This window comes from Mesorhizobium sp. M0800, assembly GCF_040320095.1.
Lineage (GTDB): Bacteria > Pseudomonadota > Alphaproteobacteria > Rhizobiales > Rhizobiaceae > Mesorhizobium.
In genome coordinates, this window is the sequence record NZ_JAMYOZ010000020.1 from 84,440 (window position 1) to 100,363 (window position 15,924).

The 15,924-nt window shown below is 62.0% G+C and carries 11 protein-coding genes and 2 pseudogenes; 6 read left to right on the forward strand and 7 right to left on the reverse strand.

What is annotated here, in order from left to right; all coding sequences use genetic code 11:
* Nucleotides 1–78: 78 nt before the first annotated feature.
* The 6 genes and pseudogenes from NKI18_RS21950 to NKI18_RS21975 all read right to left on the reverse strand — a co-directional run bounded on the left by NKI18_RS21950 (nt 79) and on the right by NKI18_RS21975 (nt 5,419).
* Nucleotides 79–391: pseudogene (locus NKI18_RS21950) on the reverse strand (UBP-type zinc finger domain-containing protein).
* On the reverse strand, nt 388–2,079 hold the full coding sequence (locus NKI18_RS21955) for an FAD-dependent oxidoreductase (RefSeq protein WP_352619870.1): 1,692 nt from the start codon (nt 2,077–2,079) through the stop codon (nt 388–390). The pseudogene NKI18_RS21950 and the gene NKI18_RS21955 overlap by 4 nt, the downstream one beginning before the upstream one ends.
* A gap of 359 nt (nt 2,080–2,438) precedes the next feature.
* The gene (locus NKI18_RS21960; protein WP_352619869.1) at nt 2,439–3,365 is read right to left on the reverse strand and encodes an NADP-dependent oxidoreductase; all 927 of its coding nucleotides are present in this window, start codon (nt 3,363–3,365) and stop codon (nt 2,439–2,441) included.
* Between the two features lie 113 nt (nt 3,366–3,478).
* Nucleotides 3,479–3,916: a CBS domain-containing protein gene (locus tag NKI18_RS21965; protein ID WP_031211895.1), complete on the reverse strand. Its 438-nt coding sequence runs from the start codon at nt 3,914–3,916 to the stop codon at nt 3,479–3,481.
* Complete coding sequence (locus NKI18_RS21970; protein ID WP_352619868.1) at nt 3,913–4,047, reverse strand: hypothetical protein; 135 nt, start codon at nt 4,045–4,047, stop codon at nt 3,913–3,915. The genes NKI18_RS21965 and NKI18_RS21970 overlap by 4 nt, the downstream gene beginning before the upstream one ends.
* A gap of 368 nt (nt 4,048–4,415) precedes the next feature.
* Nucleotides 4,416–5,419 (reverse strand): annotated as a pseudogene (locus tag NKI18_RS21975) (AraC family ligand binding domain-containing protein).
* A gap of 71 nt (nt 5,420–5,490) precedes the next feature.
* Between NKI18_RS21975 and NKI18_RS21980 the strand changes: the two are divergent.
* From NKI18_RS21980 to NKI18_RS22005, 6 genes are all read left to right on the forward strand, one after another.
* Entirely contained in the window at nt 5,491–6,957 is a 1,467-nt protein-coding gene (locus NKI18_RS21980) for an alpha-glucosidase/alpha-galactosidase (RefSeq protein WP_352619867.1), read from the forward strand.
* A gap of 118 nt (nt 6,958–7,075) precedes the next feature.
* A complete protein-coding gene (locus NKI18_RS21985; RefSeq protein ID WP_352619866.1) occupies nt 7,076–9,160 on the forward strand; it encodes an ABC transporter substrate-binding protein in 2,085 nt (694 codons plus the stop codon).
* Between the two features lie 112 nt (nt 9,161–9,272).
* The gene (locus NKI18_RS21990; protein ID WP_031211897.1) at nt 9,273–10,280 is read left to right on the forward strand and encodes an ABC transporter permease; all 1,008 of its coding nucleotides are present in this window, start codon (nt 9,273–9,275) and stop codon (nt 10,278–10,280) included.
* 1 nt (nt 10,281) lies between these two features.
* Nucleotides 10,282–11,415: an ABC transporter permease gene (locus NKI18_RS21995; protein WP_352467677.1), complete on the forward strand. Its 1,134-nt coding sequence runs from the start codon at nt 10,282–10,284 to the stop codon at nt 11,413–11,415.
* Between the two features lie 10 nt (nt 11,416–11,425).
* Nucleotides 11,426–13,093 carry an ABC transporter ATP-binding protein gene (locus tag NKI18_RS22000; RefSeq protein WP_352622242.1) on the forward strand — a complete coding sequence of 556 codons (1,668 nt, stop codon included), beginning with the start codon at nt 11,426–11,428 and terminating at the stop codon, nt 13,091–13,093.
* A gap of 21 nt (nt 13,094–13,114) precedes the next feature.
* Nucleotides 13,115–14,485 (forward strand): alpha-glucosidase/alpha-galactosidase, encoded by a 1,371-nt coding sequence (locus NKI18_RS22005; protein ID WP_352622226.1) that lies wholly within the window; start codon nt 13,115–13,117, stop codon nt 14,483–14,485.
* Between the two features lie 26 nt (nt 14,486–14,511).
* Here NKI18_RS22005 and NKI18_RS22010 read toward each other — a convergent pair whose 3' ends face one another.
* Nucleotides 14,512–15,714 carry an ROK family transcriptional regulator gene (locus tag NKI18_RS22010; RefSeq protein WP_352622228.1) on the reverse strand — a complete coding sequence of 401 codons (1,203 nt, stop codon included), beginning with the start codon at nt 15,712–15,714 and terminating at the stop codon, nt 14,512–14,514.
* Nucleotides 15,715–15,924: the final 210 nt, after the last annotated feature.

The window sequence follows — 15,924 nt, forward strand, 5'->3', positions numbered from 1 at the left end:
TCTTTTGTTTTGACGCAATTCCGGACGAAACCCGTTCACACTTTTCCTGGAATTGCTCTAGCGGCCCGCTCGCGAAGCTCAAATGAAGCGCGGTATCGGACCGTTTTGCGGCGTGGTGCGGTCGCCGAGGTCGAGGAAGATCTCGTCGATGTAGCACCATCCCCAACCTTCCGGCGGGTCGTAGCCTTCGATGACAGGATGGCCGGTTGCCCGAAAATGTTTGGTGGCATGACGGTTGGGCGAGTCGTCGCAGCAGCCGACATGGCCGCATGTGCGGCAGAGCCGCAGATGCACCCCACTGCGAACCGCTCTTCAGACATTCCTCGCAGCCGAGCGTGCTCGGTGTCACGTCGCGAATGTCCCCGGCGTGCCTGCATTCGTCTGCCATCATACGCTCCTGACCAGTTGTGGCGCCACGGCGAGACTGCCGTTTCGCGCGAGATATGCATGCAGCGCTGCAACCACCTGGGCGCCTTCGCCGACGGCAGCGGCGACGCGCTTGATCGACCCGGAGCGCACGTCGCCGATGGCGAACACCCCGCCGCGGTTCGTCTCCAGTGCACCACGTTCCTGGCCAATGTCAGGCCCGGTGCGAACGAAGCCCTTCGCGTCCAACGCCACGCCGCATTGCGCCAGCCAGTCGGTGTTCGGATCGGCGCCGATGAACAGGAAGAGGTGGCGGATCGGACGTGCTGTCTCGGTGTCGCGGTTGCGCCAGCGCACTTTGCTAAGATTGCCGTCGTCGCCTTCCAGTGCCGCAATCTGCGTCTCAGCCAGCACTTCGATGTTCGGCTGTGCCCTGACGCGCTCCACCAGATAGCGCGACATGCTCGCATCGAGGCTGCTGCCGCGCGCCAGCAGCCATACCTTCTTCACATGCGCCGCCAGGTAGACGGCAGCCTGGCCAGCCGAATTGCCGGCGCCGACCAGGGCTACCTCTTGCCCGGCGCAAAGCCGCGCTTCGATCGGCGAAGCCCAGTAATGCACGGAGGTTCCCTCGAATTGCGCCAGGTTTGCCATGTCGAGGCGGCGATAGCGCGCTCCGCTGGCGATCACCACCGACCGTGCCCGCACGGTCTCCCCGCCGCCGACGGCGAGCGTGTAGTGGGCACCGGACGCGTCGCTTGCGCTGCCCAGCAGCTTCGCCTCGTCCGGTATCACCATCTCGACGCCGAATTTCTGCGCCTGATTGTAAGCGCGCGCCATCAGCGCCATTCCCGAAATGCCGGTCGGGAAACCGAGATAGTTCTCGATGCGCGAGGAGGCGCCCGCTTGTCCGCCAAAGGCACGGCAATCGAGCACGATCGTCGACAACCCTTCGGAAGCCGCATAGACGGCCGCCGCGAGGCCGGCCGGTCCGGCGCCGACAATGGCCACGTCGTACAGCTTGCCGGAGTCGATCGGCCTCACCAGGCCGATGCAGCGGGCAAGCTCGTTCTCTCCGGGATTGAGCAGCAGCTTGCCGTTCGGACAGAGCACAATCGGCAAATGGTGGATATCGACATGGAAGCGTTCGATCAGCGTCCTGGCGCAGGGATCGGTAGCAGAATCGAGAACCCGGTGCGGCTGACCGCTGCGGGCCAGGAAACCTTGCAGCCGCAATACGTCGCCGCTGTCGACCGGTCCGACAATAATCGGTCCGGCTGTGCCGCTCTCGAGCAGGCCGACACGGCGCAGGATCAGCGCCCGCATGATGCGCTCGCCGAGGTTTGCTTCCTGCACCATCAGATCCCGCAGCCTTTGCGAGGGGATGACGAGCGCCTCGACCGGCTCGACCGTCTCCACATCCACCAGTGAGGGCCGGGCTGAAAGCTGCGCCAACTCGCCGACGAAATTGCCCGCACGATGCGTGACGATGGTTTCGCGCCGGCCGAAGCTGCCGCCCTGGATGATATCCACCTTGCCGGACAGGACCACGATCAGACCGGGCGCCAGCTCGCCGGCTTTGACGATCTGTTCGCCTGCAGCATAGGACACGGCTTCGCCGAAACGGCCCATGCGGTCCAGGTCCGCCTCAGCCAGCACTGGAAACATCTGATCGCGACGGGCAATGGAGATCGGATTGGCGGGTTGAGACATGGTTCGAACCTATCGCCGGTTTCCGACAGTTTGAAGCGGTTTTTGCGGCTTGCGGCCGGTAGGAACCTAGCCCGCCTTTCGGTAAACGCTGTGCCCTTCGCTTCGCAGTTAACTAATCGCGGCCGTGCGACGGTGTCGTCGCGACGTGCCTCACAATCCGTTGCATCTCCTTGATTTGTTTGATTTGCGCATCCCGGCAAACCCGGCGCATGCTGCTTCAGCCGGCACCTGCCTAAGCCGGCCAGGCCCGGCGCGCCGTCCTGTGTCAAACTCTCGGCCGCCGGGCTTCTGGACAGCAGAAAACGGCCTGTGTCCGAGCACTCCGCAAACTGGCCTGCGGCCTGTTGTTCGGCGAGTGCTCAGGCAGCTACCTGAAGCACAATCTTGCCGCGCGTGTGCTGCTTCTCGAGCTGTTCCTCGGCCCTGGCGACTTCCTCAAGAGGATAGATTGCCTGCACGAATGGCCTGACCTTCCCGGCGTCGATGAGGCGGCTGATCTCGGCAAGCTGCGCCGCGTTCGGCTTGGTCAAATAGGAAACGCCGCGAGCCCGATGCAGGCGGGCCTTCTCCGCCGACGGTTCGGAAAGCGTTGAGACGAGCGTCCCGCCGGGCTTGAGCACGTCCCACGAGCGGTCCTGTGTTTCACCCGCTACCAGGTCGAAGACGAGGTCGACGTCCTCGACAAGCTCCTCGAAGCGCTGGTTCTTGTAATCGACCGCCTGGTCGGCACCAAGCGCGCGGACGAACTCGAAATCCTGCGCGGACACGGTCGTCGCGACAAACGCGCCCGCGGCCTTTGCGAACTGCACCGCCAGATGACCGACGCCGCCGGCGCCGCCATGGATAAGGACCCGCTGCCCGGATTTGAGGCCGCCGTGATCGAAAAGGCCTTGCCACGCGGTAAGGCCCGCAAGTGGCACGGCGGCGGCTTCGGCGTGGCTTAAGCGTTGCGGTTTCGCTGCCGCCTCCGTTGCCTTGACGACGACATATTCGGCGTTGCCGCCGCGGTCGTTGCCGAGCATGGCATATAGTGGATCGCCCTTCTTCAGCATATGGGCCCGCGTGCCGCACAGTTCCACCACGCCGGATACGTCGCGGCCGAGCGTGACGGGCAGATCCGCGCCCGAAGAGCCCTCGCGAACCTTGTAGTCGACGGGATTGACGCTTGCCGCGTAGACCTTGAGCGTGACCTCGTCGTCATGCGGCTGAGGCAACGGAACCGCGTCCAGCGAAAGAACCTCCGGTCCACCAAAATCGTGGATACGGACGGCCTTCATCGTAATCATGGCTTGCTCCTCGTCGGGTTGCAGTCCAGTTCGCTCTGAACAGTTTCGCCGGCAGGCCGGCGTCTATCCAGCCGGCGGTTCGATCGTAGCAAAGGCCGGCCGGTGGTGCGCCGTCAGTGTATCGTTTGCGAGTGCTCGCCGCCGGGTTGCGAGATGCCGCTCAGCGCTTCACCTGCTGTCGCCGTTTCGCTGTTGGTGGCGAGGTCGCCCAGCGAAACGATGCCGACCAGGCGCTTGTCGCGGTTCAGCACCGGCAAGCGGCGCACTTTCAGGTCAGCCATGTTACGCAGAACATCCTCCGCGTCTTCGTCTTCGAAGCAATACCTGACCTCGGTGCTCATCACTTCCCGTACCTTGGCGTCAGGTGTCTTGCCTTGGGCGACGCCGCGGATTGCGATGTCGCGATCCGTTACCATGCCGACAAGCCGATCGTTCTCGCCCACCGGCATTGCGCCGGCGTCGAGGCGACCCATCATTTCTGCCGCATCGCGCAGGGTTTGCTGCGGACTGGCGATCTCGACGTCCTTTGTCATGCAGTTGCTAACTTTCATTTTAACCTCCCTTGGTTGCAGGGCCCGCCGCGGGTTTCCATGATGAAAGGGTGAATGAGCGCCAGCGCAAAACGTTCCATGGCAAGACCCGTTTCGAGCGCTTCGCCGAAATCACCCTTGCCATCCTCCACCCGACCGCCCTTCAGGCGGTCGGCCCGGGAAAGGTCGGTTCCGAAGGAATTTCGGAAGGCGTGCCGGGAGGAACTCCGATCGGCTCCTGGTCCGGCGTCGGAATTGGATCCGGCGAGGGCGGGGGTACGCCTGGAGGTTCTCCCGGCGGAGTCTCCGGCGGGGCAGGCGGCCGGGCCGGCTCCGGATTGGGATTGTCCGGCAGTGGATTCGGGTTATTCGGATCGGGATTGTTCATCGATCACTCCCCTGACAACTGTGACCTGATCTCCGCCAAGAGCGGGTTGCCGCAGGGGCGAGCAGGCTCTCTTGTCCTAAACCAAGGGGAAGCAAAAGCGTTCCCGCTTCCGACGCCACGCGCGGTGCCAATCTATCGGGCGGTTCCCAGGCTGGCATACATTCCGTTGGTGCGGAATTGCGTCGGGTTGATGCCGTAGAGGCGGCGGAAGACCTTCGAAAAGTAATTGGCATCCTCAAAGCCGCACATGATGGCGACTTCCTTGACCGGCAGGAAATCGGCCTTCGTGAGCAACTTCGCCGCGCGCTGCAGTCGCTGCTGCAGCACGAATTCGGCGGGCGGAAGACCTTCACTCTCGGCGAAGCAGCGCGAGAAATGCGCGCGGCTCAGGCCGCTGATCTCAGCGAGATCGGCAACGCGGAGCGGCCTGTCGAGATTGGCCCTGATGTGATCGATGACCGGCTGCATGGCGCTCTTGTCGTCGGTGACGGCATGCGAGCCGAAGACATCGTCGTAGAGCGCCATGGCTGCTTCATAGGCGACGGCCGAGGCGGCTCCCGGCGAGACCGCGCCCGTGATCAGGCGCACACTGCAATCAGCCAGATGATCGATCGTCGAGGGCTGCAGCCGCAGCACCGGACCGACGGCGGCAAGGATCGACTTGTGGATGCGCAGTGCCTCCTCGCCGTTCATCGATATCCAGAAGAACTCCCAGCGTTCGCCCTTGGCCAGCCAGTAACGGTGGTTGTGCGGCACGAGAACCAGCAAAGTGTCGCCCTTTTGCAGGCGGTAGTTCCGGTTCTCGTAGCGCAATCGGCCGGTGCCGCTGATCGTATGCTGGAGCACGGTAAACGGCGTCAGGCCGCGCTTGCGCCCATCCCAGTCGTAGACCTCGTTCTCGCGCACTTCATAGCCGGTGCTTGTCGGCATGGTGTGTAGGCGCTGGCGCCCGCGCGGCAGCGATACCGTCCTGCCCGCCGGCCCGATGTCGATCAAGTTCCGCAGCACAAAATTACCCCTAAAAGCATAATCCTTCTCTGGTCGCGTGCCGAATAAGGCGCATAATCCCTCGAGAAAAGCAAAAGAAACCGCGGTCAAAGAGCGGATGGGAGGAAGTGCCGGATTCCAGCCTGCATAGCGTGGCAGGCGGGCCAGGCCTCTTTTCGCCGCCTTTGCCCTAGCATTCGATCAGGTCGAGGTGAGGCTGATGAGTTTCAAGATCGCTATCATCGGTGCGGGAAGCGTCGGGTTCACCAAGAAGCTCTTCACCGACATTTTGTGCGTTCCTGAATTCAGGGATGTCGAATTCGCATTGACCGATCTCAGCGAGCGCAACCTCCAGATGATCAAGTCGATCCTCGACAGGGTCGTCGAATTCAACAGGCTGCCGACCAAGGTTACGGCAACGACAGACCGCCGTGCTGCCCTCGAGGGCGCCCGCTACATCATCAGCTGCGTTCGCGTCGGCGGTCTCGAAGCCTATGCGGACGATATCCGCATTCCCTTGAAGTATGGCATCGACCAGTGCGTCGGCGACACGATCTGCGCCGGCGGCATCCTCTATGGCCAGCGCAACATTCCGGTGATCCTCGATTTCTGCAAGGATATCCTCGAAGTCGCCGAGCCTGGGGCGAAATTCCTGAACTACGCCAATCCGATGGCCATGAACACCTGGGCGGCGATCGAATATGGCAGGGTCGATACCGTCGGCCTCTGCCACGGCGTCCAGCATGGCGCCGACCAGATCGCCGAAGTGCTCGGCGCCAAGTCGCGCACCGAGCTCGACTACGTCTGCTCCGGCATCAATCACCAGACCTGGTTCATCGACCTGCGTCTCAACGGCCGCAAGATCGGTAAGGACGAGCTGGTTGCCGCCTTCGAGGCGCATCCGGTCTATTCGCAGCAGGAAAAGCTGCGCATCGATGTCCTGAAGCGCTTCGGCGTCTATTCGACCGAAAGCAACGGCCATCTTTCCGAATACCTGCCCTGGTATCGCAAGCGGCCGGACGAAATCACCCGCTGGATCGACATGTCCGACTGGATCCACGGCGAGACCGGCGGCTACCTTCGTTATTCGACCGAAACACGCAACTGGTTCGAAACGGAGTTCCCGCAATTTCTGGAATCCGCCGCCAGGCCGATAGACCCCGCCAAGCGCTCCAACGAGCATGCCAGCCACATTCTCGAGGCGCTGGAGACGAACCGCCTTTATCGCGGCCATTTCAACGTCAAGAACAACGGCATCATCACCAACCTGCCGCAGGACGCGATCGTCGAGTCGCCCGGCTTCGTCGACCGCTTCGGTATCAACATGGCCTCCGGCATCACGCTGCCGGAGGCCTGCGCCGCCACTTGCATTTCCTCGATCAACGTCCAGCGCATGTCGGTTCACGCGGCGATCTCCGGCGACATCGACCTGCTGAAACTCGCGGTCCTGCACGACCCGCTGGTCGGCGCCGTCTCGACGCCGGAAGAGGTTTGGCAGATGGTGGACGAGATGGTTGTCGCCCAGGCACGCTGGCTGCCGCAATATGCGGGCGCCGTGCCGGCTGCAAAGGAGCGGCTTTCGAAATCCAGGGTCAAGACCCGCGAATGGGCTGGCGCGGCACGGCGCGACGTCCGTTCGATCGAGGAGTTGCGTGCGGAAAAAGCGGCTCTCAAGCAGGCCGTGTGAATTTCACCGGGTGGATCGCGGCGAGCTTTCGGGAGGATTTTCCGCACCCGTCTGTACATTCGTTCGAGGAGAAATGGAGCGGCGTCAACGCGCTCCTGAACAACAGGGAGGAGAGACGATGAGGAATTTTCGAAACATTGGCATTCTCGCCGGGCTGGCGCTTAGCGTCTCGGCCTCGGCGCTGAACGCGTATGCATCCGAGCCGACCGTGCCGCCGGTGCCCGCGCAATTCCCCGCCGAGGGAAAGATCAAATACGTCGCGCGCGACTCCATCCTGGAATTCAAGGCACTGCCGGAATATCACGAACCGGATTGGGTCACCGAGAAATACGTCAAGGCGGGCAAGCTGCCGCCGGTCAAGGACCGTTTGCCTAAGGAGCCGCTGGTCTTCAAGACCGGCAACATGCCGGATGGCATCGGCGTTTACGGCGATACGATGCGCCATGTCATCGGCGGCCGGCCGGAAGGCTGGAATTATGGCGCTGGCCAGACGCAAGGCTGGGGCGGCATCGACATCGGTCTTTCCGAATGCCTGACGCGCACCGCGCCGCTTTTCCAGGTCGAGGCCAAGGACACGGAGCCGCTGCCTAACCTCGCCAGGAGCTGGGACTGGTCCAAGGACGGCCACACGCTGACGATGCATCTGGTCGAGGGCGCGAAATGGTCGGACGGCGTTCCGTTCAACGCCGACGATGTGATGTTCTACTGGGACGACGAGGTGATCGACCCTAATGTGTCGCCGCTGAACGGCGCGACGCAGGAGACCTTCGGCGTCGGCACGACGTTGAAGAAAATCGACGACTACACCGTCGAATGGACGTTCAAGGACGCCTTTCCGAAACAATACCTTTACGCCATGGCTTACGGCACCTTCTGCCCTGGCCCGTCGCATATCCTCAAGCCGCAGCATCCGAAATATTCGAAGAACACCTACGAGCAGTTCAAGAACGCGTTCCCGCCGGAATATATGAACATGCCGGTGATGGGTGCCTGGGTGCCGGTGGCATACCGCCCCGACGACATCATCGTCATGCGTCGCAATCCGTACTATTGGAAGGTCGACGAGAAGGGCAACCAGCTGCCGTATCTCAATGAACTGCACTACAAATTGTCGACCTGGGCCGACCGCGACGTTCAGGCCGTCGCGGGCGCCGGCGACTTCTCCAATCTGGAGCAACCGGAGAACTTCGTCGCCTCGCTGAAGCGCGCGGCGCAAAAGGACGCACCGGCACGGCTTGCGTTCGGCGCGCGGCTGATCGGCTATAATCTGCGCATGAATTTCTCAGCCAATGGCTGGGGCAACCCCGACGAGCGCGGACAGGCGATACGCGAGCTGAACCGCAACGAGGACTTCCGCAAGGGCGTCACCATGGCGCTCAACCGCAAGGCGCTCGGCGACTCGCTGGTCAAGGGTCCGTTCACTGCCATCTATCCGGGCGGCTTATCCTCGGGCACGAGCTTCTACGACCGGAAGTCGACGGTCTACTACCCCTTCGATCTCGAAGGCGCCAAGGCGGAACTCGCCAAGGCAGGCCTGAAGGACACGGACGGCGACGGCTTCGTCAATTTTCCTGCAGGTACCGCCGGCGGCAAGAATGTCGAGATCGTGATGCTCGTCAACAACGACTACACCACCGACAAGAGCCTTGCCGAAGGTGTCGTCGCCCAGATGGAAAAGCTAGGGCTGCGGATCGTGCTGAACGGACTCAACGGCACCCAGCGCGATGCCTCGCAATACTCCGGCCGCTTCGACTGGCTGGTACGGCGCAACGATCAGGAGCTGACTTCCGTCGTCCAGAATACCGATCAACTGGCCCCGGTCGGTCCGCGGACTAGCTGGGACCATCGTGCGCCGGAAAACGGCGAGGTCGATATGATGCCTTTCGAGAAGGACCTCGTCGACATCGTCAACAAATTTGTCTCGTCCGCGGACAATGACGAGCGCGCCAGCCTCATGAGAGATTTCCAGAAGATCTCGACCGAGCACGTCTACAATGTCGGCCTGACGGAATATCCCGGCGCGCTGATCATCAACAAACGCTTCTCCAACATCCCGCAGGGCACGCCGATCTTCATGTTCAACTGGGCCGAGGATTCGATCGTCCGCGAGCGGGTCTTTGTCGCTGCCGACAAGCAGGCCAAATACGAGCTGTTCCCCGAAGAGCTTCCCGGCAAGCCCGGAGACAAGGGCCCGATGAACTAGGTTTACCTCCCCTGACTGAGAACTCCGGGCCCCCCAGTTGGCGCGGCCGGACAAAGCAACCCTCCGTACGCTCAAAGAGAGCGACCGGCCAGACAAGGAAGCGGACCGACCGATGTTGCGATTCCTGCTCACGCGCATAGCGTCGGCGATCCCGGTCCTCGCCATTCTGAGCCTGGTCACCTTCGCCATCATCCAGGCGCCGCCGGGCGACTATGCCGACTACATCCGCTCGCAGTTGATCAATCAGGGCGGGGCCTCATTCGCCGAGGCCGACGCGCAGGCCAAGGCCTATCGGATAGAACATGGTCTCGATAAGCCGCTGCCCGTCCAGTATCTCAACTGGATCGGCGGCATCATCACCCGCGGCGATTTCGGCTACAGCCTCTATTACAATAAGCCGGTGGCCGATGTGGTGGGCGAGCGGCTGCCGCGCACGCTGCTCCTGGCGCTGGTGTGCCATCTGCTGGCCTCGGTCCTCGGTATCACCTTCGGCATATGGGCGGCGACCAGGCAGTACAGCTGGATCGACAGTACGCTGTCAGCGATTTCCTTCCTCGGCATGACGGTGCCGCGCTTCCTGATGGCGCTGATCATCGTCTATCTGCTGGTCTTCCAGTTCAACGTCTCCGAGATCGGCAGCTTCTTCTCGCCGCAATTTGGCGGGGCGCCGTGGTCCTGGGCGAAGTTCGTCGATCTCGTCCGGCATGTCTGGCCGGTTGTCGCCATCGCCACCTTCGGCGGGCTCGCCTACAACATGCGGGTGATGCGCGGCAATCTGCTCGACACGCTGAACGCGCAATATGTCGAAACCGCTCGCGCCAAGGGCCTTAGCGGTGGTGCGGTCGTGATGCGCCATGCGGTGCCCAATGCGCTGCATCCGCTGGTCATGTATCAGGGCGTGGTGCTGCCCTATATGCTGACCGGCGAGATCGAGACCGCGATCATCTTTGCCCTGCCGACCGTCGGCCCGGCGATCGTTGGCTCGATGGCGGTCGGCGACGTCTATGTCACGGCGACATTCATGATGGTGCTGTCGGCGACGCTGATCGTCGGCAACATCATCGCCGACATGCTGCTCGTCATGCTCGATCCGCGTGTGCGCCAATATGCAGGGTCCTGAGATGCTTGCTTTCGAGCCCTCGCTGCCGCCACTTGCCGAGGAACCGGCCAAGATCAAGCCGCGCGGCAATGAGAGTTACATCGCACTCGTCTGGCGCCGCCTGAAACGGTCCTGGACCGGCATGGCCGGGCTCATCCTGGTCGCGTTTCTGGTGCTGCTGGCGGTGTTTGCCGACTTCTTCGCACCGATGGATCCCAAGGTGACCGATGTCGGCTTCGCCCCGCCGCAGATGATGAGCTTCCATGACAAGGACGGCAACTTCGTCTTCCAGCCACGCGTCTATGCCCTGGCGGATTCGGAAGACCTCGACCCGGTTACCTTCCAACCCGTCGTCGGGCCGGACTACGACCATCCGCGGCTGCTCGGCTTCTTCGTCAAGGGAGCGGAGTACAGACTGCTCGGCCTGCTTCCCGCGAACCGGCACTTCTTCGGCTCGACCGACGGCCAGCCGGTGCACTTCCTTGGCACCGACAAATTCGGTCGCGATGTGCTGGCTCGTGCGATCTATGGTTCGCGCATCTCGTTGATGATCGCATTGACCGTGGTCTTCATCGTCACCGTGATCGGCACGACGGTCGGCATGGTGTCGGGCTATTTCGGCGGCACATTCGACGTCTGGGTCCAGCGCTTCGTCGAACTGGTGCTCGCGTTTCCGCAATTGCCGCTTTATCTGGCGCTGACCTCGCTGGTTCCGGTGACGGCGCCGACGAATGTTTTCCTGGCCTTCGTGATCGTCGTCATGTCGGCACTCGGCTGGGCGCAGATGTCGCGCGAAGTGCGCGGCAAGACCCTGGCACTGGCGCGGATCGACTACGTTCGTGCGGCGATGGCGGTCGGCGCCACAGATGGCCGCATCATCATGCAGCATATTTTTCCAAACGTGATGAGCCACGTCATCGTTGCGGTCACGTTGGCGATCCCCAGCGTCGTCCTGCTCGAATCCTTCCTCGGTTTTCTCGGCTTCGCGGTGAAGCCGCCGCTGATCTCCTGGGGCCTGATGCTGCAAGACACCGCGACCTATTCGGTCATCGGCACTTATCCCTGGATCCTTTCGCCGGTCGGCTTCGTGCTTGTCACCGTCTTCGCGTTCAACGCGCTTGGCGATGGACTGCGCGATGCGGTCGATCCTTATTGAGCATGACATGATGCAACACGCGCTCGTCAAATCCTTCGCACCGCCTGTCCGGCTCGACCATGACGGCCGTTCGGAAAACCCGGTCATCGATGCCCGCAACATCGCCGTCGATTTCAAGGTCGAACACGGCATGATCGAAGCCGTCAAGGACATCTCGTTCCAGCTCTATCGCGGCGAGACGATCGCCATTGTCGGCGAGTCGGGATCGGGCAAGTCGGTGACGGCGCGCACCGTCATGGGACTGTTGTCGAAGCGCGCAGTCGTGTCGCCGAAGTCGACTGTCGAATACAACGGGGCGAACATCCTGAAATTTTCCGAGCGTGCGCGGCGCAAACTGCGCGGCGACCGGATCTCGATGATCTTTCAGGAGCCGATGAGTTCGCTTAACCCAATCTACACGATCGGCAGCCAGATCGTCGAGGCGATACGGGTGCATCGCAAGATGAGCCGCAGGCAGGCCGAAGCAAGAGCGCTCGAGCTGCTGCAGCAGGTACAGATTCCTGAGCCCCAGGCGCGGCTGAAACAATACCCGCACCAGCTTTCCGGCGGCCAACGCCAGCGTGTGATGATCGCCATGGCGCTGGCCAACGATCCCGATGTGCTGATCGCCGATGAGCCGACGACGGCGCTCGACGTCACGGTTCAGGCGCAGATCCTCAATCTCATCCGAAACCTGCAGAAGAAACTGCGCATGGCGGTGATCCTGATCACGCATGACCTGACCGTGGTGCGGCAGTTCTCCGACTATGTCTACGTCATGCAGCATGGGGAGATGCGCGAGCACAATGTGACGGAGAAGCTGTTCGCCAATCCGCAGCATCCCTACACCTGTCACCTGCTTGCCTCGGAGCCGCGCGGCCAGGCAAATCCGTTGCCGGAAGGCGCCGACGTTATTCTTGAAGCTAGGAATGTGCGCGTCTCCTTCATGCTGCGGCATGGCACGTTCATGAGGCCGGACCTGCGCGAATTCGTCGCCGTCGACAGCCTCAGCCTGACCCTTCGACGGCACGAGACGCTGGGTCTCGTTGGCGAATCCGGATCGGGCAAGACCACCTTCGGCGAGGCGTTGCTCAGGCTCAACACCACGGACAGCGGTGAGATCTATTTCGATGGCAGGCCGATCCATGGCTGTTCGCGCGCCCAGATGCGGCCGTTGCGGTCGCGCATGCAGGTCGTCTTCCAGGATCCGTTCTCGTCGCTCAACCCGCGCATGACGATCGGCCAGATCATCGAGGAAGGGCTGGTCGTCAACCGCATGGGCGCCACCAGGAACGATCGGATCGAGCGGGTGCGCGAGGCGCTGATCAGCGCCGGCATGCCCGGCGATATCCTGTCGCGCTTCCCGCACGAGTTTTCCGGCGGCCAGCGCCAGCGTATTGCGATTGCCCGCGCCGTCGCGCTCGAACCGGAATTCATCGTACTCGACGAGCCGACATCGGCGCTGGATCTCTCGGTCCAGGCGCAGATCATCGAATTGCTGCGCAAGCTGCAGCGCGAACGGGGCCTGAGCTACATCTTCATCTCGCACGACCTCAAGGTCGTGCGGGCGCTGTGCCATCGCGTCATCGTCATGCAGCACGGCAAGATCGTCGAAGAGGGGCCGGTCGACGAAGTCCTGTCCCATCCCAAGACCGCTTACACCGAACGGCTGGTCAAAGCCGCTTTCGAGGTAGCCTAATTGCTTATGCCGGAGGTTGTTGTGGCAAGAAATCCCAAGGTCGTTTTCATCGGAGCTGGCTCGACGGTGTTCATGAGGAACATCGTCGGCGACATATTGCAGCGTCCGGCTTTATCCGGCTCGACGATCGCGCTGATGGACATCAATCCGCAACGGCTCGAGGAAAGCGCAATCGTCGTCGGCAAGCTGATCTCGACGCTTGGCGTAAAGGCCAAAGCCGAAACCTATTCGGACCAGCGCAAGGCGCTGGCGGGCGCCGATTTCGTCGTCGTCGCCTTCCAGATCGGCGGCTACGAGCCCTGCACGGTAACTGATTTCGAAGTTCCGAAGAAATACGGGCTGCGCCAGACCATCGCCGATACGCTCGGTGTCGGCGGCATCATGCGAGGGTTGAGAACCGTGCCGCATCTCTGGAAGATCTGCGAGGACATGCTCGCGGTCTGCCCGCAGGCGATCATGCTGCAATATGTCAACCCGATGGCGATCAACACCTGGGCGATCGCGGAGAAATACCCCGACATCAAGCAGGTCGGCCTCTGCCATTCGGTGCAAGGCACGGCGATGGAACTGGCGCATGATCTCGACATTCCCTACGAGGAGATTCGCTACCGCTCGGCCGGCATCAATCACATGGCCTTCTACCTGAAGTTCGAGCATCGCCAGCCGGACGGCTCCTACCGCAATCTCTATCCGGATCTGCTGCGCGCCTACAGCGAAGGGCGGGCGCCGAAGCCTGGATGGAATCCGCGCTGCCCGAACAAGGTGCGCTACGAGATGCTGAAGCGCCTCGGTTACTTCGTCACCGAGAGCTCCGAACATTTCGCGGAATACACGCCCTATTTCATCAAGGACGGGCGCGAGGATCTGATCGAGAAATTCGGTATCCCGCTCGACGAATACCCGAAGCGCTGCATCGAGCAGATCGAACGCTGGAAGGGGCAAGCGGAAGCCTATCGCTCGGCTGACAAGATCGAAGTGGAGCAGTCGAAGGAATATGCGTCCTCGATCATGAACTCGGTCTGGACCGGCGAGCCGTCGGTGATCTACGGCAACGTCCGCAACAATGGCTGCATCACGTCATTGCCATATAATTGCGCGGCCGAGGTGCCGTGCCTCGTCGACGCCTCCGGCATTCAACCCACGTTCATCGGCGACCTGCCGGTGCAGCTCACCGCGCTGATCCGCACCAATATCAACGTCCAGGAGCTGACGGTCCAGGCGCTGATGACCGAGAACCGCGAGCACATCTATCACGCGGCGATGATGGACCCGCACACGGCGGCCGAGCTCGACCTCGACCAGATATGGTCGCTGGTCGATGATTTGCTGGTTGCGCATGGCGATTGGCTGCCGGCCTGGGCGCGTGGAGCGCGCAGCGTTCGGGCGGCCTGAGGCGCAGGGCTGTCTATTTCACTCGCCTATGCCGACCATAGGGCCGGCTTTGAAAGCGGAGCGGCGTTGCCGGCAGATGTTTCGAAATCAAAGAGTTTCTGCGTTACGAGAGCAGCCGCTCCCCTTGCCCAGGAATTGTCCTCCCAGTCCAGCAGCATTGGTGGTGCCGCGCGAAAGGTATTTTTCCCAAGCGTCAGCCGCATTGGGCCAAACAGCGCATCGCCAAACGACACGGCTTCACCGCCGACGACAATGACCTCCGGGTCGGTGATGTTGACAAGGTTGGCGAGATGCCGGCCGATGCCATGTCCGGCTTCTTCGAGAATGGCGACGGCTCGCGGTTCGCGGTCTGCCAAGGCTGCCATAAGGCTGACTTTGCTATCCGTTTCGTCGTGTCCGGTGGCTTCACGCCAGGTGCGCAGGATCGCCGGCTCGGCGTAATAGGCCATCAGGCAGCCGCGTTTTCCGCACTCGCAAAGGCGGCCGTTCTCCTCATAAGAGCTGTGGCCGAACTTGCCGGCGGCACCGTTCGCGCCGCGATAGAGTTTGCCATCGAAGACGAGCGCGCAGCCGATTCCGACGCCGATCGCCAGCACAGCCATATGGCGGTGCTGGCGTCCCAGGCCGAAGAGTTGCTGGGCAATGGCATAGGCATTGGTGTCGTCCTCAAGCCACACGGGGACGTCTACCCGTTCGGCCAGCATCGGGCCAAGGGGAACGTTGTCCCAGTTGTAGCGATTGCTGCGGATACACACAGCCTTCTGGTTGTCTATGACGCCAGGCATTGAAACGCCGATCCCGGCAAGCCTGGCGCCGGGCCGATCGACAATCGCAATCAGCTCCGGCACCGCCTTGGCCAAGGTCGCTATGATACGGTCTGGATCGCTGTCCGAGAGCTTGACACGCATCGAGCCCAGCGGATTGGTCGCAAGATCGGTGACCACGCATTCGACCGATCCGACCATCAGCTTGAAGCCTATGGCAAGACCGTTGGCATAGTTGATATCCACAGGGATGGGGCGGCGCCCGGCCGAGCCCACGACTGTCTTGCCTTCGATCAGCAGGCCCTCCTCGATGAGGTCGGCCACGACGAAGGTGACCGCTGCCGGACTAAGGCCGGTAACTGACGCTATGTCGGCCCGGCTGCGCGCTCCTTCCTGCCGCAAGAGATTGAGGATCAGTCTGCGGTTCATCGCCCGAGTCGTGCTCGGGTCACCCTTGAGCTTCACGGATCCGCTTTCTTAATTTTGTAAATTAATTATTGCCTCTCGAGAAAACATATGCATAAGTTTGCCCGACTGTTCAACACCCGAACCGGGGGTCAGCGAAATTAATCCGGTTAGCAATGTCACCGCGCTCTGAAGGAGCGGGCAAGCATATTCTCTTGCCCGGGAGGTGAGCCGCGCCGTTGAGAAGAACAACCGCGCCGGCCGGTGTGC

What these genes read in the sequence shown, in the direction of transcription:
- NKI18_RS21990 (WP_031211897.1), top strand. Translation starts at nt 9,273, where the DNA reads ATGTTGCGATTCCTGCTCACGCGCATAGCGTCGGCGATCCCGGTCCTC.
- NKI18_RS22000 (WP_352622242.1), top strand. Translation starts at nt 11,426, where the DNA reads ATGCAACACGCGCTCGTCAAATCCTTCGCACCGCCTGTCCGGCTCGAC.
- NKI18_RS21985 (WP_352619866.1), top strand. Translation starts at nt 7,076, where the DNA reads ATGAGGAATTTTCGAAACATTGGCATTCTCGCCGGGCTGGCGCTTAGC.
- NKI18_RS21955 (WP_352619870.1), bottom strand. Translation starts at nt 2,079, where the DNA reads ATGTCTCAACCCGCCAATCCGATCTCCATTGCCCGTCGCGATCAGATG.
- NKI18_RS21965 (WP_031211895.1), bottom strand. Translation starts at nt 3,916, where the DNA reads ATGAAAGTTAGCAACTGCATGACAAAGGACGTCGAGATCGCCAGTCCG.
- NKI18_RS21960 (WP_352619869.1), bottom strand. Translation starts at nt 3,365, where the DNA reads ATGATTACGATGAAGGCCGTCCGTATCCACGATTTTGGTGGACCGGAG.
- NKI18_RS21995 (WP_352467677.1), top strand. Translation starts at nt 10,282, where the DNA reads ATGCTTGCTTTCGAGCCCTCGCTGCCGCCACTTGCCGAGGAACCGGCC.
- NKI18_RS21980 (WP_352619867.1), top strand. Translation starts at nt 5,491, where the DNA reads ATGAGTTTCAAGATCGCTATCATCGGTGCGGGAAGCGTCGGGTTCACC.